Here is a 16,952-nt window from a genome sequence, read left to right as displayed (position 1 = left end):
TTTGACCTGCGATAACTATCGGCTGTTATTTTTATGAAGGCATTTTAACGCTATAAAAATAACAGTCACTTAATAAGATGCAAATCAAATACACTATATCTATCTGGCGTTAGCATATCCCGGTGATGCATCCTCCTGTGTGGAGGAAATAAAGAGGGATAATACAACACCATGAACGGGAAAAAGAGAACTCGCTGGCAGCGCCGCCCCGGCACGACCGGAGGAAAACTACCGTGGAATGACTGGCGCAATGCCACCACCTGGAGAAGAGCCACCCAGTTTCTCCTGCTGTCCATCAATATCTACATTGGCATAACGTTCTATTATTGGGTCCGCTATTTCGAAACCGCCGGCACCAGCGTTTATATTCCAAGACCTGGCGGCATTGAGGGATGGCTCCCCATCGCAGGGTTGATGAATATCAGATACACCCTGGAGACCGGTTATCTTCCGCCTGTTCATGCAGCCTCAATGTTGCTGTTAGTGGCATTTATCCTGATAAGCCTGTTGTTAAAAAAATCATTCTGCTCGTGGCTATGCCCGGTGGGTACGCTTTCAGAACTGATTGGCAATGTAGGGAAAAAGCTATTTGGACGCCATTTCAGGTTACCACGCTGGCTGGATATCCCGCTGCTCGGTCTGAAATATCTGCTGTTGAGTTTTTTCCTGTATATCGCCCTGTCAATGCCCGCACAAGGTATTCAGTACTTCCTGATGTCAGCTTATGGAATGATCATCGACGTTAAGATGCTCGATTTCTTCCGCAATATCGGCAGAGCTACGCTCATCTTCGTGATCGTTATCAGCGTCATGAGTTTATTTATCCGCAATGCCTGGTGCCGTTATCTGTGCCCCTATGGCGCACTGCTCGGCCTCTTCTCCTTGCTTTCTCCGTTTAAAATACGACGTAATGCAGACAGTTGTATAGACTGCGGAAAATGTGCGAAAAACTGCCCGTCAGCGATTCCTGTCGATCGTTTGATTCAGGTCAGAACCGTTGAATGTACCGGTTGTATGACCTGCGTAGAATCCTGTCCGGTGGCTTCAACGCTTACATTTTCACTAAAAACGCCGCCAGGCTCGCAAGAAAACAGTAAACCCTTGTGGCGTCAAACTGCGCTCTCCGGTGTAGTCATGGCAATGCTGGTACTGAGTATCCTCTTCTCAGCTATCGGTTTTGCGGTCTATGCGAAGGTCTGGGACACACCAATTCCTGATCATATGTATTTCCAACTGATACCCAAAGCCAGGATGATTGGGCACTAATAATCTGCACCACCACACCCGCTCCCATACCATACAAAAACCCTGCTAATTCTGGCAGGGTTTTCTGTTTATCATGCCACTTTAAGACTAATGAACTTGTGCCCCCGTCGCCCTGTTTATACAACCTTAAATATCAACTGTAATAACCCAATTTTTATTTCATTACAGGCAATAAGGGACCACAATAATGTTCGGGAATAAAATCGTGACTAAAATAAAACTGACGCTGGTATTACCTGTTTTTCTTGCTGGCTGTACGATGAGTGACGGGGAATTAAGAAACGCCTACGCTAACCATTATCAGCAACCTGCCACTTATGTTGAAATCTATAAGCAAAAAATAGCCGGGATGGATATCGATGCGTTAACCCAATATGCCGCAGCTGAAGAGAAGAAAAAGATGCGTGGACAGCCGAGGCTGAAAGTTGACGACTCTATTACGGTTGAAAATATTCAGGCTAAAGGCAATCGGGTGGTGTTTGATTACTCTCTGTCAGAAATCTGGCTGGCGCTGCCCGCAAATAAGCAGCTGGAACAACAAGCAATCATGAAAAAAGATCTGATTTATCGTACCTGCTCACTGGAAACGGTACGTCTGGCCCAGGCGAAGGGGCTGGAAGAAGAACATAACTATTACAGCCAGTATCCCAATAAGCTCTCCTTTACCCTGAGAACCAACGCCCAGATTTGTATCGATAACGGCTTTACTCAGTAATCTCGCTGATCCCTGGCTTGCCCGGCGAGACTCACGCCGGGCCATTTATGCTATCAGAACTTCCAGGACACGCTGCCGACAATACTACGTTCAGCACCAAAGTAGCAGTAAGACAGTGAGTTACAGGCCGCAACGTAACGTTTATCGGTCAGGTTATTGACGTTGAGCTGCGCGCTCACCCCTTTCAGGCCGATATGCGTTAAGTCGTAGCCAATCGCCATATCCACCAGTGTGTATGAAGGTAGAGTGTGGGTATTCAGACGATCGCTGGTAATGCCATTGACATAACGCACGCCAGAACCCAGCGTCAGACCATCCAGCGGGCCGCTTTTCACATCGTAACTCAGCCAGCTACTGGCCTGATTACGCGGCGCATAAACAGCGCGCTTACCTTGCTCTTCCGGACTGCTTTTCTTATAGCGAATATCGGTGTAGGTATACGCCGCCTGCAAACGGAAGTTATCTGTTAGCTGACTAATCGCCTCCAGCTCCACACCCTCGGATTCAATTTCCCCAATTGAACGGTACGGATCGGTCGGCTCTTCTTTGGTGGCGATATTGGTCTGATTGATGCGGAAAACCGACGCACTAAACTGGCTGTTCAGCCCTTCTGGTTCATATTTCAACCCGGCTTCCCACTGTTTGCCCTTCATTGGCTCCAGCAGGTTACCGTTTTCATCAGCAAAACTGGTCGGCGTGAAGGCGGTAGAGTAGCTCACGTATGGGGCTAAACCGTTATCAAACAGATAGAGCAGAGCGGCGCGGGTGCTGAAGTTGTTTTTATCCAGATCGCTACGCGAGTCGTTGATCTTATCAATATTTGACACACTGACCTGATCGTAACGACCGCCCAGAGTAATACGCCAGCGATCCCAGGACATCTGATCCTGCAGATAATAGCCCGTCTGGCGCAGTTTGTGTTTTTCACGCGCATACATACTGATGTAATCCGGCTTCGCCCCATACACCGGATTAAAGGCATCTATTGGCGGGAATGCGCCGTAGTAGCCAGTGGTATTATTGCTGCGATCCTGATAGTCGATCCCCACCAGCAGACGGTGGTTCATCTGCCAGGTATCAAAACTACCATCAAGCTGGTTATCCAGCGTAATTGCCGACATTTTCTCATCGGATCCAGAATAGCCGCGATTGAGTTCAGTCTCATTCAGCCAGCCTGCCGCATAAACCTGGTTCAGTTCGACATCGGTATGTAAATAACGTAGCTTTTGCCGCACCGACCAACCGTTGTCAAACATGTGTTCAATGTTGTAACCCACCATGTTTTCGCGGCGATCGTATTTGTCGTAATCATCTTCACCTTCGAAGAAAGTGTTAGAGATCTTCTGACCATAGTGGGGAACCACGGTGCCATCATAAGGCAAACCTGAGTGGCTGCCACCTTCCGGATCACGATGCAGATAGGCCATCAGGTCGAGGCGTGTCTGGTCGGTGATCCTCCATGTCAGGCTTGGCATCAGCGCATAGCGTTCTTCTTTCAACGGACCAAACTGAGAGTCCGCATAGCGCGTCATCCCGCTCAGACGCGCTGCCACACGATCGTTATCATCCAGAGCGCCAGTCACATCAAAGGCTGCGCCGCGCTGATTGTTGTTCCCGGCAAATAACTTCACTTCCCCGCCAGGGTCAAACGAGGGTTTACGTGATGTCAGCGCAACAATACCGCCCGGAGAGGAGCGGCCATACAGCACGGATGCCGGACCACGAACCACTTCGATGTTTTCAAGGAACCAAGGATCGACGACCAACGAGCTGTGAGAGTTGGTATCGCCCATCATTTTCAGGCCATCGAGATAGACGTTGTCGAGGCTACCATCAGAGAAACCGCGCAGCACAATGTAGTCAAAACGGTTCGAAGCGCCAATCTGGTTGCTGTACACCCCTGGTGTATAGCTCACAGCCTGACGCACACTGGTTGCCCCTTGCTCTTCAAACTGTTCGCGGGTGATGATAGACACCGACTGCGGGGTTTCAATATCCGGCGTGGCAAGCTTGGTTGCACCACTTTGCATCTGCGAGGTGACAACCACCGTATCGTTTTTTGTTGTTTCCTGCGCCAGCAGAGGAAAAGCCACGCTGCCGGTTACCCATCCCACCAACAGCGCCAATCGAGTCTTAGCGAACATGAACATCTCCAAAGGCATTTCTAATTGTAAATAAGAATTATTACCTTTTTGGTGGCGAAGATAGCTATGCCGGATGCCAGGTTGCGTATGCGCAGTGCCAAAATGTTAGTCTCGACTTCGCACAAAGCAGAAAAATGGATTAGCAAAGTTTGAGTACATCGCCAGGCGGAAAACCATAGCGACGACGAAAGGCGGTAGAAAAGTTAGTGGCGTGCTGATAACCCGACATCCATGCCGCCTGCTGAACGCTGTACCCTTCCAGCAAATAGCCGCGCGCACGTTCCAGACGACAATCGCGCAAATAGTCAAAAACCGAACAGCCGTAGGCTGCCCGAAATTTACTGCGCAAACTGCTGGGACTCATCGCCGCTCGCTGGGCCAGATCGTTTAGCGTGTAGTCATTCTCCGGCGTCTGTTCCAGCAGACGACGAACGATCTCCAGCCGTTGTTGTTCACCATTGGCAGGCTGATATTTACCGCTCTCCATCTGGCACACGCTCAGGCCGTGACCGAACAGCTGTAAAATAAGTCCTTCCAGCATCAGTTGCCGGGGCACGTTACCGAGCGTACTCTGCTGCGCATACTGTAATCCGCTAAGCAAAAAGCCCGGAACCTGCCAGATAAGCGTTGGCGTCTGGCATCTTTCCCACTCACGCATCAACGACTCGAGCAATCCTGTGCGCCATGCGCCGTCGGGATACAGTCCCAGCGATAACGTACGCAGTTTGCAGTCAGCATGGTGGCGGGCACTCATCGTTTGATGTTCACTCAGCCGGGAGCTAAATGCCATGCCGGAACGCACCACATGCTCCTGCCCGTTGAGCGTCAGTATCACGCACCCTTCCAGTACCACCAGCATATACAGAGGACTGCTGTGGCGGGAGGTTGTTTCATAAGGTTGCAGCACCTGTACGTCGGAATGGGTCACGCACATACCGCAAGGAAGTGTCATCTCCTCAACTTCCCCTTGCAGCACGGCACAGGAATGCGGTAAATCCGTTTTTTGCTTCAGCATCGGAAAGCGGTAATCAATACCGTAGCGCTCGCCAAAATCCATAAATTCACTAACGGAGAAAATTCGTGCTAAGCGTCCGGAAGCATTTTGGGCGGTGGTGTTGTTCATGCTGTCTTATGCATAGGAAATGGGATTAACTCGTTGTGCAACATTACCATTACCCGCAGGGCACAACAACAATAATGAGAATTATTATCAATAATGTTACAACATGAGTCCCCTGCCAGGTATCGTTTCGGGCGTTGCCCCGAGCATCTCACCAGACTGAATAACAGCTGATGAGATGATCATTTCCCGACTAACGTATGCTGTCGCTCCCGTTGAGGCCCTCTTCTTGATTTACCTCTACCTGAAATACAGCCACTGCCTGCGATAGCATTGCCGACTGTTCTTCCACACTGCCTGTCGTTGCGGCAATCTCTTCCACCAATGATGCGTTTTGCTGGGTTACCTGCTCCATTTGAGTGACAGCGACCCGGATTTGCTCTATGCCGCTATTTTGTTCGCCTGAAGCTCCGGATATATCTTCCATCAATATATTGATGTTACGTATTGCCTCCGCAATATTCGCCATCATGACACCACTGTTTTCGGCTATTTCCACACCTTCTTTGACGCTGATTGCCGCTCTGGCAACTAAGTCCGTAATTTCCTTTGCTGAAGCAGCGCTGCGTTGGGCAAGAGTCCTGACTTCGCTAGCCACAACGGCAAATCCACGACCTGATTCGCCTGCACGAGCGGCTTCCACTGCTGCATTTAGTGCGAGGATATTGGTCTGAAAAGCAATACTATCAATAACATTCGATATTTCGCTTACGCTCTGCGCATTGCGGCTAATCAGATGGATCTTCTCAACCATTTCACTCATTAAGCGTTCGCCACGCAATGCCATTTCGGTACTTTCATTCGTCATGGCGGATGCCTGGTGTGACTTATCGGTATTATTCTTTGTTGTTGCGGATATCTGTTCCATACTGGCAGCCGTCTCGACGACAGCTGCAGCCTGCTGTTCCGTTCTGGTAGACAAGTCTGTATTACCTGTCGCTATCTCCTGCATACCGATATTAATAGACTCGACACCATCACGAATCGTTGTGACAGTCTCCCGAAGGCCATTCTGCATATTTTGTAAATTCAAACATAACAGACCAATTTCATTGTTACTCTGTACCTTAACAGGATGACTCAGATCGCCTTTACCAATCCGTGAAAAATGTTCAGATACTGTTCGTAATGGTAGGATGATTGTGCGGTTCAACCAGATATTACAAATAAAAAAGATGAAAATCGTAAACGCCAGGATCACCGATATTTTAATTATTGATGAATTAAACTGGGAGTGTGTTTGCCCTACGATCTTCTCACTGATCAACATTGTTGATTTATAATAGCTAGCCAGTTGGCTATCAAAATTTTTACGCGAAGCGAGCAATTCATTATTTAAATTTATTGATGCATCAGCGATACGTCCGCTCGATATAACTTCATTTAACTGATCGATATGTTTTTTTTCAAAATCCATTTGTTGTTCAAAGGCAGTCTTGATGATTTTTCCTGCCTGCGGATCATCCGTCGTCAATCCAGGTATTTCCCAGAAAACATTGAACTCTTGTCTTGCATAAGCAATCTCATCCAGTGCTTGTTTTAATGTCTGTTGCACATCAGCAGAATCATGCAATTGAATATTATCAAGCATGCCCCTTAATTTATTAATAGATCCAGTGATACTATGCAGTGAATCCTGCTCTCTTACTATATTATGTAGTAAAAGCGTACTTTTCTGTGTGTTTTTGAGATCTAATAACTCCAGTCCATTAGAAAAAAACTGCATAAATGTAAATAACAACAATAGTAATAACAGGCTGGTTTTAACCTTCATATTTTTTAACATTTAAACATCTCCATAACAATAAAAACATCTTCTATGACTTAATTGTTATCGACTCAGCCCGTAATACCTTAACCTGTAAAATGGTTAATTATTAGAAAGTTTCCCACTATTTACACTATGATATAGTAAAGTACACAGGTATACACACTGCGGCATACAGTATACTTCTGGTACCTGAAAGAATAAAATTAAAGCAAGTGAACATTAATATCATTTATGTATTAAGCAACGGCACCTAATTTGAATACTTTGAGACGCTAAGAATGCCTGAGCTGTTTGTATTGATTTAAACGAAGGTGATGTCAGAATCAGAGAATATAGACGATAACACTTCCCGGACTGCCTGGTGGAACCCTTAGCCAGGATAACGAATCAACAGCGATCGGTGCCATCTCATTCTCAAATCTCAACAAGGGTGTATTATCATCCGGGACCGATGTGCTTTCACATATTTCAATAATCCCCCTAAAGGATATAGACACACTGGCAGGAATATCAGATAACTTTACCCATTCATCAGTAACCACTAACTTTCGCGTAAACATCACTTGGTCCTTTACTCGTGATTTATAGTCGATATTTTTATATTCAGATAAAAAGACATTCTCCGCTCTAAAAATATTAAGTATGTATTCGTTAGTGAAACCTTATTCATCTAAAAGAAACTGAAAGTAATAAAACTCATTTGAAGTGTGTTTCACAAACTCAACCGGAAGGTTATTTTTGATGAAAAGTGATTTAGCGAACTCAACATCACCATAAACCCGGACACAGAATGGCTTTAAGATCTCACCCTGAATACCAAAGCATTCTTGTAGCCGAGCATCATCCATAAAGATAAAATTGCCGTTTCTAACTTTAATTTTATCATCCAGATCACGCCACTTCCCTGGGGTGAGCAGAAAACTCTCCCACCCATTGTTTCGCAACACTTCAATAGCATGGGTAAATTTAAAATAGTAATTCTGTATTGTCACATCGCTACTCGATGTAGAATATAAGTATTCTATTTTAAATTTAAGTTGTGCATTGAGACTTTTTTTCTTTCCTTCATCAATCAGCCATTGCAGTTCATTAGCGATACTCTTTGGAAAGAGCTTCCTCTTTTTTTGCAATTGCCAACCAGTTCATAATAAAAATATGCTCTGACATTTTAGAGTAAATTCTATTATCCATTATTGCGATGCCTATTGCGACTAACGCACTCCAGGTAAACGTTTCAAGCTCATCCTGATAATTATGTCTCAACTGACTGACTTTTCCTGAATCACTTACCACTTAAAACCCACCTACACAAATCATCATTACATTTAAATCCTGTATTACTCCATTTAAAAAAATACTACAATTGAAACCACCAAAATATGATCCAGATTAATTTATTTCCATGTAAAAAAACCACATAAATAACATATTACATTTCTTAACCTTTCATCTTTTTATGAAATGGTAAAAAATAATAAGAAGAATACGATAAAGATGAAAACTAATAATACTCAAAGGCAATTAATACCACGAAATATTGTGGACCCAACTATCATAAAAACTCAAAAACCGCTCATTAGCGGAAGTTTTCCTGACATATCCCACCAGCAACGCTCAGAAAACGATCAGCCACCCCTCACGCAGACATTAAGTCTCCTGATGAAATCATTTTATTGCATACCTTTACGACAGAAGTCATAAAATGATCAGGATGGGCTTTAAATGAAATTTAATATAGAGGCATCAATAATATTAAAGATATAAATTCCCCTTTATTCATAAAAATGATGAGTTAAGGTTCCTGTTCTGGCCCCAAAAACCCCCTTCCGCGTTCTACAAGCCGGAAGGGTTCTTTTAGCAGGAGCGATTAATAGAAGATACCGATAATCAGGGTATGCGTGATAAAGCCTACAATTAACGGCACAGCGGTACGTTTAACTACATCGAAAGGGGTGATCTTCGCACCACTTGAAACAGCAATCACCACGCCGGATACAGGTGAAATAGCCCGCCCCATATGAGATGCCTGCTGCATAGGCAGGATCATCGCAACAGCATTAGCCCCCATACTTGCAGCAATTTGAGGAATAAGCTCAACAAACGCCAGGAAAGGCGCATTACCTGACCCCATAATGATCGCGGCAGCAAGCGTCACCAGTGCAAACACAACCGCCATTGCAAATGGTGGTAATCCAACGTGTTCTGCCATCAGAATTAACTGATCAATCGCACCAATGACCTTAATACCATGCGCGAATACCCCCGCAGCAACCAGCAGACCGACCACACCGGTAAACGCGGTTCCCATTCCTTTCAAAAAGTGGCTGAATCCTTCGCATACTGACTTTAAATCACGGGTCCGTAACCACTCTATCAGCATACAAATGGCCATGGAAATGAGGACGATGGTGATAATGTTCAGGTTAATGCCACTGACAAACATTGCGGATGAACCTACCGCCATCAATATCGGCAGCATGGGGAGCAGCGCATAAAAAGCCGGTGCTTTTCCTGAGTCGGTAACCTCAGCGGTACCTATTTCCCGTGGTAAAGTCCCCGCTTTACGATCGCAATGCCGCTGCCAGAAGAAATGACAGACCCCCACGACCAAAACGGTTGCAAGCGCAGCAGGCCCTTGATGATAGACAACATATTCCACCACATCCATATTAACGGCCTTAGATCCCCTGATGGCATCTATCGCTGTTGGGGTGTACGCCACACCAAGCGAGGTCGCAATCACTCCCGCAGCAGAGGCCGCGGAGAGCCCTAATCCCAGCATAATAGGGAACATCGTCCCCATCAGTAACACCGCGAGTCCGGTGGCTGAAGGGATGGCCAATTGAAGAAGGCTGGCAAGCAGGTAGGAGAAAAAAAGTAAAATATATGGCGACCGCAGCGCCCGTAATGGTTTCGTTACTACACGCACCACTGCTTCATTCGCCCCGATATGATCCATGTAATGCGCAAATCCCATTAACGCCATAATCATCAGACCAAGATCGGCAGCGCGCGTACTGAAAAGATCGCGCATAACTTCGAAAGGATCGAGAAATGAAATTCCCGTACCGGCAACCCCTTTCGGCAATACAGACCCCCATCCAGTCAATCCGGTACAAATCATCAACACCAAACCCGCAATGAATAACACCGGCTCAGCGCGATAACCTTTCAGGATCAGACGGGCGACGACAACAATAACCAAAAGGGCAATAAGTACCTGAATCATGACTGAGTTCTCCGCTCCGCGAACTCAGCAAAGGTTTCCTCAATGACTGCCACAACGACATCACTGGCAGCGCGCAGAGAACGTACCGGCAGGTATTCATAAATAGAATGAAAATTATGGGCACCGGTAAAAATATTCGGACAAGGCAATCCTTTCTGAGAGAGAACCGCACCATCATAGCCGCCACGCATAGCTACCGGTGCCGGGGTAATACCACATTTCTGATAGGCGCGTAGAGCAATATCAATGGGGTAGTGAGCATTGCCCTGCAGACTATTAAAAACATTCGCATAGCGATCGGATAAGTGGCAGACCACGCTATTTTCACCCCAAAGCATATTGGTGCTCTGTGCAAGTTGCCGAATAAATTCCATCCGTGCCTGATAGCCTTCTTCACTGAAATCACGAATATCCAGCTTGAGCACCGTGCGGGCACTGTTGCCTTGTAGTTGTTTCACCCAATAATAACCTTCACGCCCTTCCGTATATTCAGGCGCTTCTCCTCCTGGGAGCATAGAAATGAACTTATGGGCCATCAGCAGAGAGTTTTTAAGCTTGCCTTTGGCTGACATAGGGTGTGCAGACTGACCGGTAAAGATAATTTCTGCATCGCCTGCATTCCAGTTTTCATAAACAAACTCACCAATTCCACAGCAATCCAGGGTATAGCCAAAGTCAGCACCAAATGCCGAAACATCAAAGGCTTTTGCCCCCCGTAAGCCTTGCTCCTCATCAGGCACAAAACCGACTTTCACAGTGCCATGCTTAATTTCTGGATGTTCAACAAGGTACTGCAGCGCATTCATAATAGCCGCGATAGCGGCTTTATCATCCGCTCCCAAAAGACTGGTTCCATCTGTCACGAGAAGGTCATCACCGATATAATTTTTCAGTTCAGGGAATTCACTTTCACGAAGATAAATATTCAGCTCTTTGTTCAGACACAAATCGCCGCCACTGTAGGGGAGACGTTGTGCATTCGTATTCGCGGTCTGTTCTGCACTGGTATCCAGATGACCAAAGAAAGAGACAACTGGAACGCTGTCGTCAGTATTCCCTGGCAATGTTGCCGTCACGATAGCAGTATCTCTAACCTCGATGTTTTCCATTCCTAATGCTTCAAGCTCTGCTGCAAGCAGCTTTGCCAGCACCATCTGACCAGGGGAAGAAGGCATTATCCCGTTTGCACCGTTTTCCCTTGAAGTCGTTGTATTGATTTTGGTGTAGTTAATAAAGCGTTCAACAATATCCATTGTGGGACATCCTTTAATGTATTATTTACGAGGTACTGCGAGAGGAGACCTGCATGCAGCGCGAGCCAGATAAACCCGGAGAGTAAAAAACAGTGCCTATCCCTGAGCGCCTATTTGTGGGGATTTCGACAACAAATGCTATGTTCAAAACAAATCATTTTATATTTTTCAATGAGCAAATTTTCAAAAACAAAGTGCAACGCTGTTGCACTAATCTAGGAATACCCACTTAATGAATTAAAATCCGTGAACAAAGTCACATTTATTTTAATGGTTAAAAATACCTATCACACTGAAAACAAGGAAATTATAAGCCCATCTTTATTATACCCCTGTATATAAGACCACAACAAAACAATTCACCTTCAAATAGAAACGCACTGGTACTATTGAGCCTTAATATATCTGTACACAGAAAATATCGCAGCATTATAAACTTACGTCGCTAATCATCATATTAGCCATAATAATGTTTACCCGTGTAGTGAATATTTTATTGCATAGACGTAAAAAAAAACCTCTACCCTGAGAAGAGATACAGAGTAGAGGCAATACGGGTGTTAAGGACAGATTTATTGTTTTAGTGATAACGGAAGAGCTTCTTGCAGGATCGAGTATACACAATTTATTACAGAGAGAAAATTCTTAAAATAGTATTTACTACCTTTACTGAGTTTATAATAAACAATAGCTTATCAAAAACAGGATTTCACACCCAAGAATATTAACCCATATTAATCTATTATGTAAGTTAGTGAAGACCAACACTCTTGTATTGGTACAGATAGCCCAGCAGATACTGAAGAAATATAAAATAAATTAATACATTAATCTCTTCATTACATAACGAGAATTTAAAGTTATCAGTCTAATCACCCTCATTTTGAACGACATCTATCAACACAAGCCGCCATATCCAATTTACAGTCTCGATTATAATTTACTTTATTGCAACATTAAAATCACATTAAAAATGTGAGGTCAAGTACGTTAATTTATAAAAAAGACTCCTGAACAAAAAGCATGGACGTCATAACAGGGTCTGCTCGTGAACTACTGATATAAAGGATTGTGTTTAATACCCAAAAGGAAAATCCAATGCTCAATGATATCTACAAATATATTTCAACAAAAGAAAACATAGGCGTTAACCTGTGTCGTATTTCCATTGCCATTGTATTTATGTGGATTGGTTTATTGAAATTTATACCTTATGAGGCAGACAGCATAGTCCCCTTTGTTGCTAACAGCCCATTTATGTCATTCTTTTACAATGATCCCATGAACTATGCACAGTTTATGAATCATGAAGGCGAATTAGTCGAAGCTCATCGTGCCTGGCATAATGCAAACAATACCTACGGATACTCAACTGGATTAGGCGTCATAGAAGTAATATTTGCATTGCTCATTCTGTCTCATTACATTTCGCCAAAAGCTGGATTCTGGGGAGCGACCATGGCGTTCCTGACACCTTTTGTAACGTTAACATTCCTGATATTTACGCCAGAAACGTGGGTGCATGGTGCTGATGCCCATACAGGGTTTCCTTATCTTTCTGGTGCCGGCCGACTAGTACTGAAAGATACAATAATGCTAGCCGCAGGATTTATCGTAATGGTGCACTCAGCAAAGTGTATCGTCAAAAGAGAGAGTCAGAGAAAAAGTTAGTATCTGCAAAAATTTTTTCGCACTCTGACTTATGGAGGTAATAATGCAACGTTTTATCAAAAAAGGCCTCATATTATTGGTTCTATACATCTCTGCAACAATAACAGGATATGCTGAAAATAATAACGCTGACACTATGCAAAAAAATTTTAGTGCTTATAACTATCCGCAAACAAGAGAACATTTAATAAACGCAATTAACCGCAATAACCTGGTGTTATTTGGTGAATTTGACCACGCAAAAGCAGCTCAGAGTGTCCAGTTATCAATGCCACCGACAACAGTGCTTGTCTTTGGAACCCCTTTAGCAGGGACACCATTAATGCTTGCACATCCTGATCTGGCTCTTGATCTACCGTTTCGGGTTCTGATTAGCCAGCAGCAAGATGGACGGGTTTTAGTAAGCTATCACCCAATGGAAAGTCTACAAGTCCATGGTCTTGATACGGTATCGGTTAACACACTAAAAAAACTCGAAAAACTCGTTCAAAATGCGATTCGGTAATTTTTGTCTCGTCGTATTCCGATTTCTGCTCCTTCACCAGAGAAAAGGCACCTGCATATATTGGTGCCTCATTTATAAACAATCATGATGCCCCAATCGGTATAGCCGAACAGGTTATACCGACTTTCTACTCAATGGGCCTCTTACTTCGTTAATACTTCGACAAATTTAGCCAGCCACTCAGGATGCGCAGGCCATGCAGGTGCCGTAACCAGATTGCCATCGACGTATGCCTGGTCAATCCCGATATCTGCGTAATGTCCACCGCTCAACCGAATCTCCGGCGCACAAGCTGGATAGGCGCTGCATGTACGGTTTTCTAACACCCCTGCTGCAGCCAGAATCTGAGGGCCGTGACATACGGCGGCAATAGGTTTACCCGCCGCGTTAAAGTCTTGCACCAGTTGAATGACATCAGGGTTCAGTCGTAAATACTCGGGGGCACGTCCTCCGGGGATCAGTAATGCATCATAATCTGTTGCCCGCGCATCAGTAAAATTCGCATTCAGGGTAAAACGGTGCCCTGGTTTCTCGCTGTACGTCTGTGCCCCATCAAAATCATGGATGGCGGTCTGAACATAATCCCCCAGGCTTTTATCTGGACAGACAGCGTCAACCTGATGACCTAACATTTTTAGCGCCTGAAAAGGAACCATAGTTTCGTAATCTTCGACATAATCTCCGACCAGCATCAGTATCTTCTTCATTTCCGTCCCCGCCCATGGTTATTCATGATGAGAAATAATGGCCATCTTTACTATAGTCTACCGGCAAAAAGTTATTTGAAAATCCACCCCGAGACCTGCGGAACATTCGGGCAGATCACACTCTGCTCAGCAACCCGCTGTCAGACGGCGCGGTTACTCTACTGACAAGACAAATACAGCGAATAAATATAAATTATATATAAATATATAGTTGAGAAATTTTAATATCATCCATTTTTTCTCATTATATAAAACAGAGCAATTGCAAGTTATAACACCTGTGTTATATTCCGCTCAGGTTTTCATATCACCTATATTATTAATAATATACTCGTGTTATTTACCATCTATTATTATTCTGTTCACCGTATATTGGGTGAATAATCACAAAGGGTTTCCCCATGATGACAAGACGTTCGTTCGTCAAGCAGAGTCTGGTAACTTCAACGAGTATGTTACTCGCCAGTATGATGGGCTGCAGCTTCAGTAAATTAGCCAGTGCTGCAGAACGCCGCCGATGGCAAATGCCGGATGAAGGCGCACCTCATGCGGCAACCTGGATGGCGTTTGGCGCCAGTGCGGATATCTGGGAACCTCATCTGCTACCAGTGGTTAGGGAAAATCTGGCGACAATCGCAAAAACCATCGCCGCATTTGAGCCAGTGAATATGCTGGTACGCGAAGAGGACAGCGACCTGGCAGCACGGCTGTGCGGGTCGACGGTCAACCTGTTGATTCATCCGATTGACGATCTGTGGATCCGCGACACCGGGCCAGTGTTTGTGAATAATTCTAGCGGGGAGCTCGGGGGCATTGGGTTTAACTTCAACGGCTGGGGTGATAAGCAAGAGCACGCTCGAGATGCTGAAGTGGCAGAATTCGTTACAGATTACACTAGGGCCGCGTTTATTCGCTCATCACTGGTGCTGGAAGGTGGTGGGATTGAGGTCGACGGCGAAGGCACGGCGATTATCACCGAGAGCTGTGTTATTAACCCGAATCGTAACCCCGGCGTCAGCAAAGCCGAGTGTGAAAGAGAGCTGAAGCACCTGCTAGGGCTGGAAAAAATCATCTGGTTACCCGGCATTGCCGGGAAAGATATTACCGACGGACATACGGACTTTTATGCCAGATTCACTCACCCAGGTACGGTGGTGGCGGGACTTGAGCAGGATCAGTCCTCATTTGATTACGCCGTTACCAGACGTCATCTGGAAATCTTGCGCGCCGCAACGGATGCAAAAGGACGGCGCCTGAAGGTGATCACGCTGGAAGGCCCTTCCGCTATCCGTCCAGCCTACGCAAGCAATGATTTCGCCGCAGGTTATATCAATTTCTATGTCTGCAACGGTGCGATTATTGCACCGGAATTTGGCGATAAACGCACTGACCGCAATACTCGCGATATTTTGCAGGAGTTGTTTGCTGAACGTGAAATTATTCAACTCAATATCGACGGCATCGCGGCAGGTGGCGGTGGCATTCACTGCACTACCCAGCAGCAACCTCGCTAGCGCCAATCAGCAATCTGACTTTTGCTATCGCAGAAATTGTAGCGGCACAGTAAATTTATGCCGCTACAAACACAGCATTCAACATCCCTTTCAGGTAAAAATAACGATTACATGCCCCTGTCCGGTTTATGAGTTTCGTTCATAGCGCCTATTTAATGTGTGTAATTATCTTTCATCCCGACATCGTTAGTCTTAGATGTACACGCGGAAAGCACTAATCAAGCTTATGAAACAGTCAGACTGACTGGCATTGTCACTTAAGACCGAATCTGTAACTGACAGAAATGTCAGAAAAATGTCAGCCAGCTGTTGGGGCTGAATAATTACCATCCCCCGGGTGCGGCTGCTGAACGGACAGCGAATGGAGGAAACAGGATGAGGTTACTTTTAGTAGAAGACGAAGAAAAAACATCTACCTACCTCAGCCGTGCGCTGGGCGAGTCTGGATTTACGGTGGATGTCTCAGCAGATGGTGCAGAAGGCCTCCATTACGCGCTGGAGTTCGACTACGACGCGATAATTCTTGATGTGATGTTGCCGGGAATGGATGGCTACCGGGTACTCGAGGGCGTACGGGCTAGTAAACAGACCCCCGTGTTAATGTTATCTGCTCGAGGGTCGGTCGACGAGCGCGTTAAAGGGCTTCGACTTGGTGCTGATGATTATCTTCCTAAGCCCTTCTCACTCATTGAATTGGTGGCGCGTATTCAGGCGCTGGTACGTCGCCGGTCAACGGATGGAGCCGACATCACCCAACTTCAGATCTACGATCTGCATCTTGATCTACTGGCTCGCCGTGTGTTTCGTGCAGGAACGCGACTGGAACTGACCGCGAAAGAGTTTTCCCTGTTGAGCCTTCTGGCCCGTCATCAGGGGGAAATTCTGTCAAAGATGATGATTGCTGAGCAGATATGGGACATGAATTTTGATAGCGATGCCAACGTGGTTGAAGTTGCTATTAAACGTCTGCGGGCCAAAGTTGATGCTCCGTTCGGCATAAAATTACTACATACCGTACGTGGTATGGGATACGTTCTCGAAGTCAGGCCAGAATAAA

General features: G+C 45.4%; 12 protein-coding genes and 2 pseudogenes. 6 read left to right on the top strand and 8 right to left on the bottom strand.

The genetic code is table 11. From position 1 onward, the window contains the following. Nucleotides 1–171: 171 nt before the first annotated feature. The gene (locus tag AACS05_RS04460; RefSeq protein WP_045440324.1) at nt 172–1,266 is read left to right on the top strand and encodes a 4Fe-4S binding protein; all 1,095 of its coding nucleotides are present in this window, start codon (nt 172–174) and stop codon (nt 1,264–1,266) included. Nucleotides 1,267–1,471: 205 nt separating this feature from the next. Continuing rightward, nucleotides 1,472–1,981, top strand: a complete 510-nt coding sequence (locus tag AACS05_RS04455) for a hypothetical protein (RefSeq protein ID WP_045449462.1) — start codon at nt 1,472–1,474, stop codon at nt 1,979–1,981. A 53-nt stretch (nt 1,982–2,034) separates the two neighbouring features. Here AACS05_RS04455 and foxA read toward each other — a convergent pair whose 3' ends face one another. The 7 genes and pseudogenes from foxA to pepT form a co-directional block, all read right to left on the bottom strand. Continuing rightward, nucleotides 2,035–4,143 carry a ferrioxamine B receptor FoxA gene (foxA, locus tag AACS05_RS04450; protein ID WP_144243046.1) on the bottom strand — a complete coding sequence of 703 codons (2,109 nt, stop codon included), beginning with the start codon at nt 4,141–4,143 and terminating at the stop codon, nt 2,035–2,037. A 121-nt stretch (nt 4,144–4,264) separates the two neighbouring features. Beyond that, nucleotides 4,265–5,248, bottom strand: coding sequence for a helix-turn-helix transcriptional regulator (locus AACS05_RS04445; RefSeq protein WP_045440322.1), 984 nt, complete (start codon nt 5,246–5,248; stop codon nt 4,265–4,267). Nucleotides 5,249–5,438: 190 nt separating this feature from the next. After that, a pseudogene (locus tag AACS05_RS24930) lies at nt 5,439–6,044 on the bottom strand (methyl-accepting chemotaxis protein); the annotation flags it as partial. Nucleotides 6,045–6,254: 210 nt separating this feature from the next. Then, a pseudogene (locus tag AACS05_RS24925) lies at nt 6,255–7,019 on the bottom strand (HAMP domain-containing protein); the annotation flags it as partial. Between the two features lie 659 nt (nt 7,020–7,678). Further along, nucleotides 7,679–8,146, bottom strand: coding sequence for a DUF2913 family protein (locus AACS05_RS04435; protein ID WP_223306975.1), 468 nt, complete (start codon nt 8,144–8,146; stop codon nt 7,679–7,681). Nucleotides 8,147–8,883: 737 nt separating this feature from the next. Next, the gene (gene dcuC, locus AACS05_RS04430; RefSeq protein WP_045440317.1) at nt 8,884–10,245 is read right to left on the bottom strand and encodes a C4-dicarboxylate transporter DcuC; all 1,362 of its coding nucleotides are present in this window, start codon (nt 10,243–10,245) and stop codon (nt 8,884–8,886) included. Further along, a complete protein-coding gene (gene pepT, locus AACS05_RS04425; protein ID WP_045440314.1) occupies nt 10,242–11,498 on the bottom strand; it encodes a peptidase T in 1,257 nt (418 codons plus the stop codon). The genes dcuC and pepT overlap by 4 nt, the downstream gene beginning before the upstream one ends. Nucleotides 11,499–12,608: 1,110 nt before the next feature. Here pepT and rclC point away from each other — a divergent pair. After that, nucleotides 12,609–13,169: a reactive chlorine resistance membrane protein RclC gene (rclC, locus tag AACS05_RS04420; RefSeq protein WP_404842376.1), complete on the top strand. Its 561-nt coding sequence runs from the start codon at nt 12,609–12,611 to the stop codon at nt 13,167–13,169. 43 nt (nt 13,170–13,212) lie between these two features. After that, nucleotides 13,213–13,674, top strand: a complete 462-nt coding sequence (locus AACS05_RS04415; RefSeq protein ID WP_045440310.1) for a DUF302 domain-containing protein — start codon at nt 13,213–13,215, stop codon at nt 13,672–13,674. 143 nt (nt 13,675–13,817) lie between these two features. On the opposite strand, the gene AACS05_RS04410 is transcribed toward AACS05_RS04415, so the two are convergent. Continuing rightward, nucleotides 13,818–14,381 carry a DJ-1/PfpI family protein gene (locus tag AACS05_RS04410; protein ID WP_045440307.1) on the bottom strand — a complete coding sequence of 188 codons (564 nt, stop codon included), beginning with the start codon at nt 14,379–14,381 and terminating at the stop codon, nt 13,818–13,820. 401 nt (nt 14,382–14,782) lie between these two features. Between AACS05_RS04410 and AACS05_RS04405 the strand changes: the two genes are divergently transcribed. Both AACS05_RS04405 and AACS05_RS04400 read left to right on the top strand, forming a co-directional pair. After that, entirely contained in the window at nt 14,783–15,895 is a 1,113-nt protein-coding gene (locus AACS05_RS04405; RefSeq protein WP_045440304.1) for an agmatine deiminase family protein, read from the top strand. A gap of 375 nt (nt 15,896–16,270) precedes the next feature. Then, nucleotides 16,271–16,951: a heavy metal response regulator transcription factor gene (locus AACS05_RS04400; protein WP_045440301.1), complete on the top strand. Its 681-nt coding sequence runs from the start codon at nt 16,271–16,273 to the stop codon at nt 16,949–16,951. The last annotated feature ends 1 nt before the right edge of the window (nt 16,952 follow it).

The organism is Citrobacter sp. S-77 (assembly GCF_963864895.1).
Classification (GTDB): Bacteria; Pseudomonadota; Gammaproteobacteria; order Enterobacterales; family Enterobacteriaceae; genus Citrobacter; species Citrobacter murliniae.
This window is presented reverse-complemented; position numbering and strand designations above follow the sequence as displayed.

Excerpts from the sequence above, each read along its gene's own strand:
- AACS05_RS04460 (WP_045440324.1), top strand. The coding sequence starts at position 172 with ATGAACGGGAAAAAGAGAACTCGCTGGCAGCGCCGCCCCGGCACGACC.
- foxA (WP_144243046.1), bottom strand. The coding sequence starts at position 4,143 with ATGCCTTTGGAGATGTTCATGTTCGCTAAGACTCGATTGGCGCTGTTG.
- AACS05_RS04445 (WP_045440322.1), bottom strand. The coding sequence starts at position 5,248 with ATGAACAACACCACCGCCCAAAATGCTTCCGGACGCTTAGCACGAATT.
- dcuC (WP_045440317.1), bottom strand. The coding sequence starts at position 10,245 with ATGATTCAGGTACTTATTGCCCTTTTGGTTATTGTTGTCGTCGCCCGT.
- pepT (WP_045440314.1), bottom strand. The coding sequence starts at position 11,498 with ATGGATATTGTTGAACGCTTTATTAACTACACCAAAATCAATACAACG.
- AACS05_RS04415 (WP_045440310.1), top strand. The coding sequence starts at position 13,213 with ATGCAACGTTTTATCAAAAAAGGCCTCATATTATTGGTTCTATACATC.
- AACS05_RS04410 (WP_045440307.1), bottom strand. The coding sequence starts at position 14,381 with ATGAAGAAGATACTGATGCTGGTCGGAGATTATGTCGAAGATTACGAA.
- AACS05_RS04405 (WP_045440304.1), top strand. The coding sequence starts at position 14,783 with ATGATGACAAGACGTTCGTTCGTCAAGCAGAGTCTGGTAACTTCAACG.
- AACS05_RS04400 (WP_045440301.1), top strand. The coding sequence starts at position 16,271 with ATGAGGTTACTTTTAGTAGAAGACGAAGAAAAAACATCTACCTACCTC.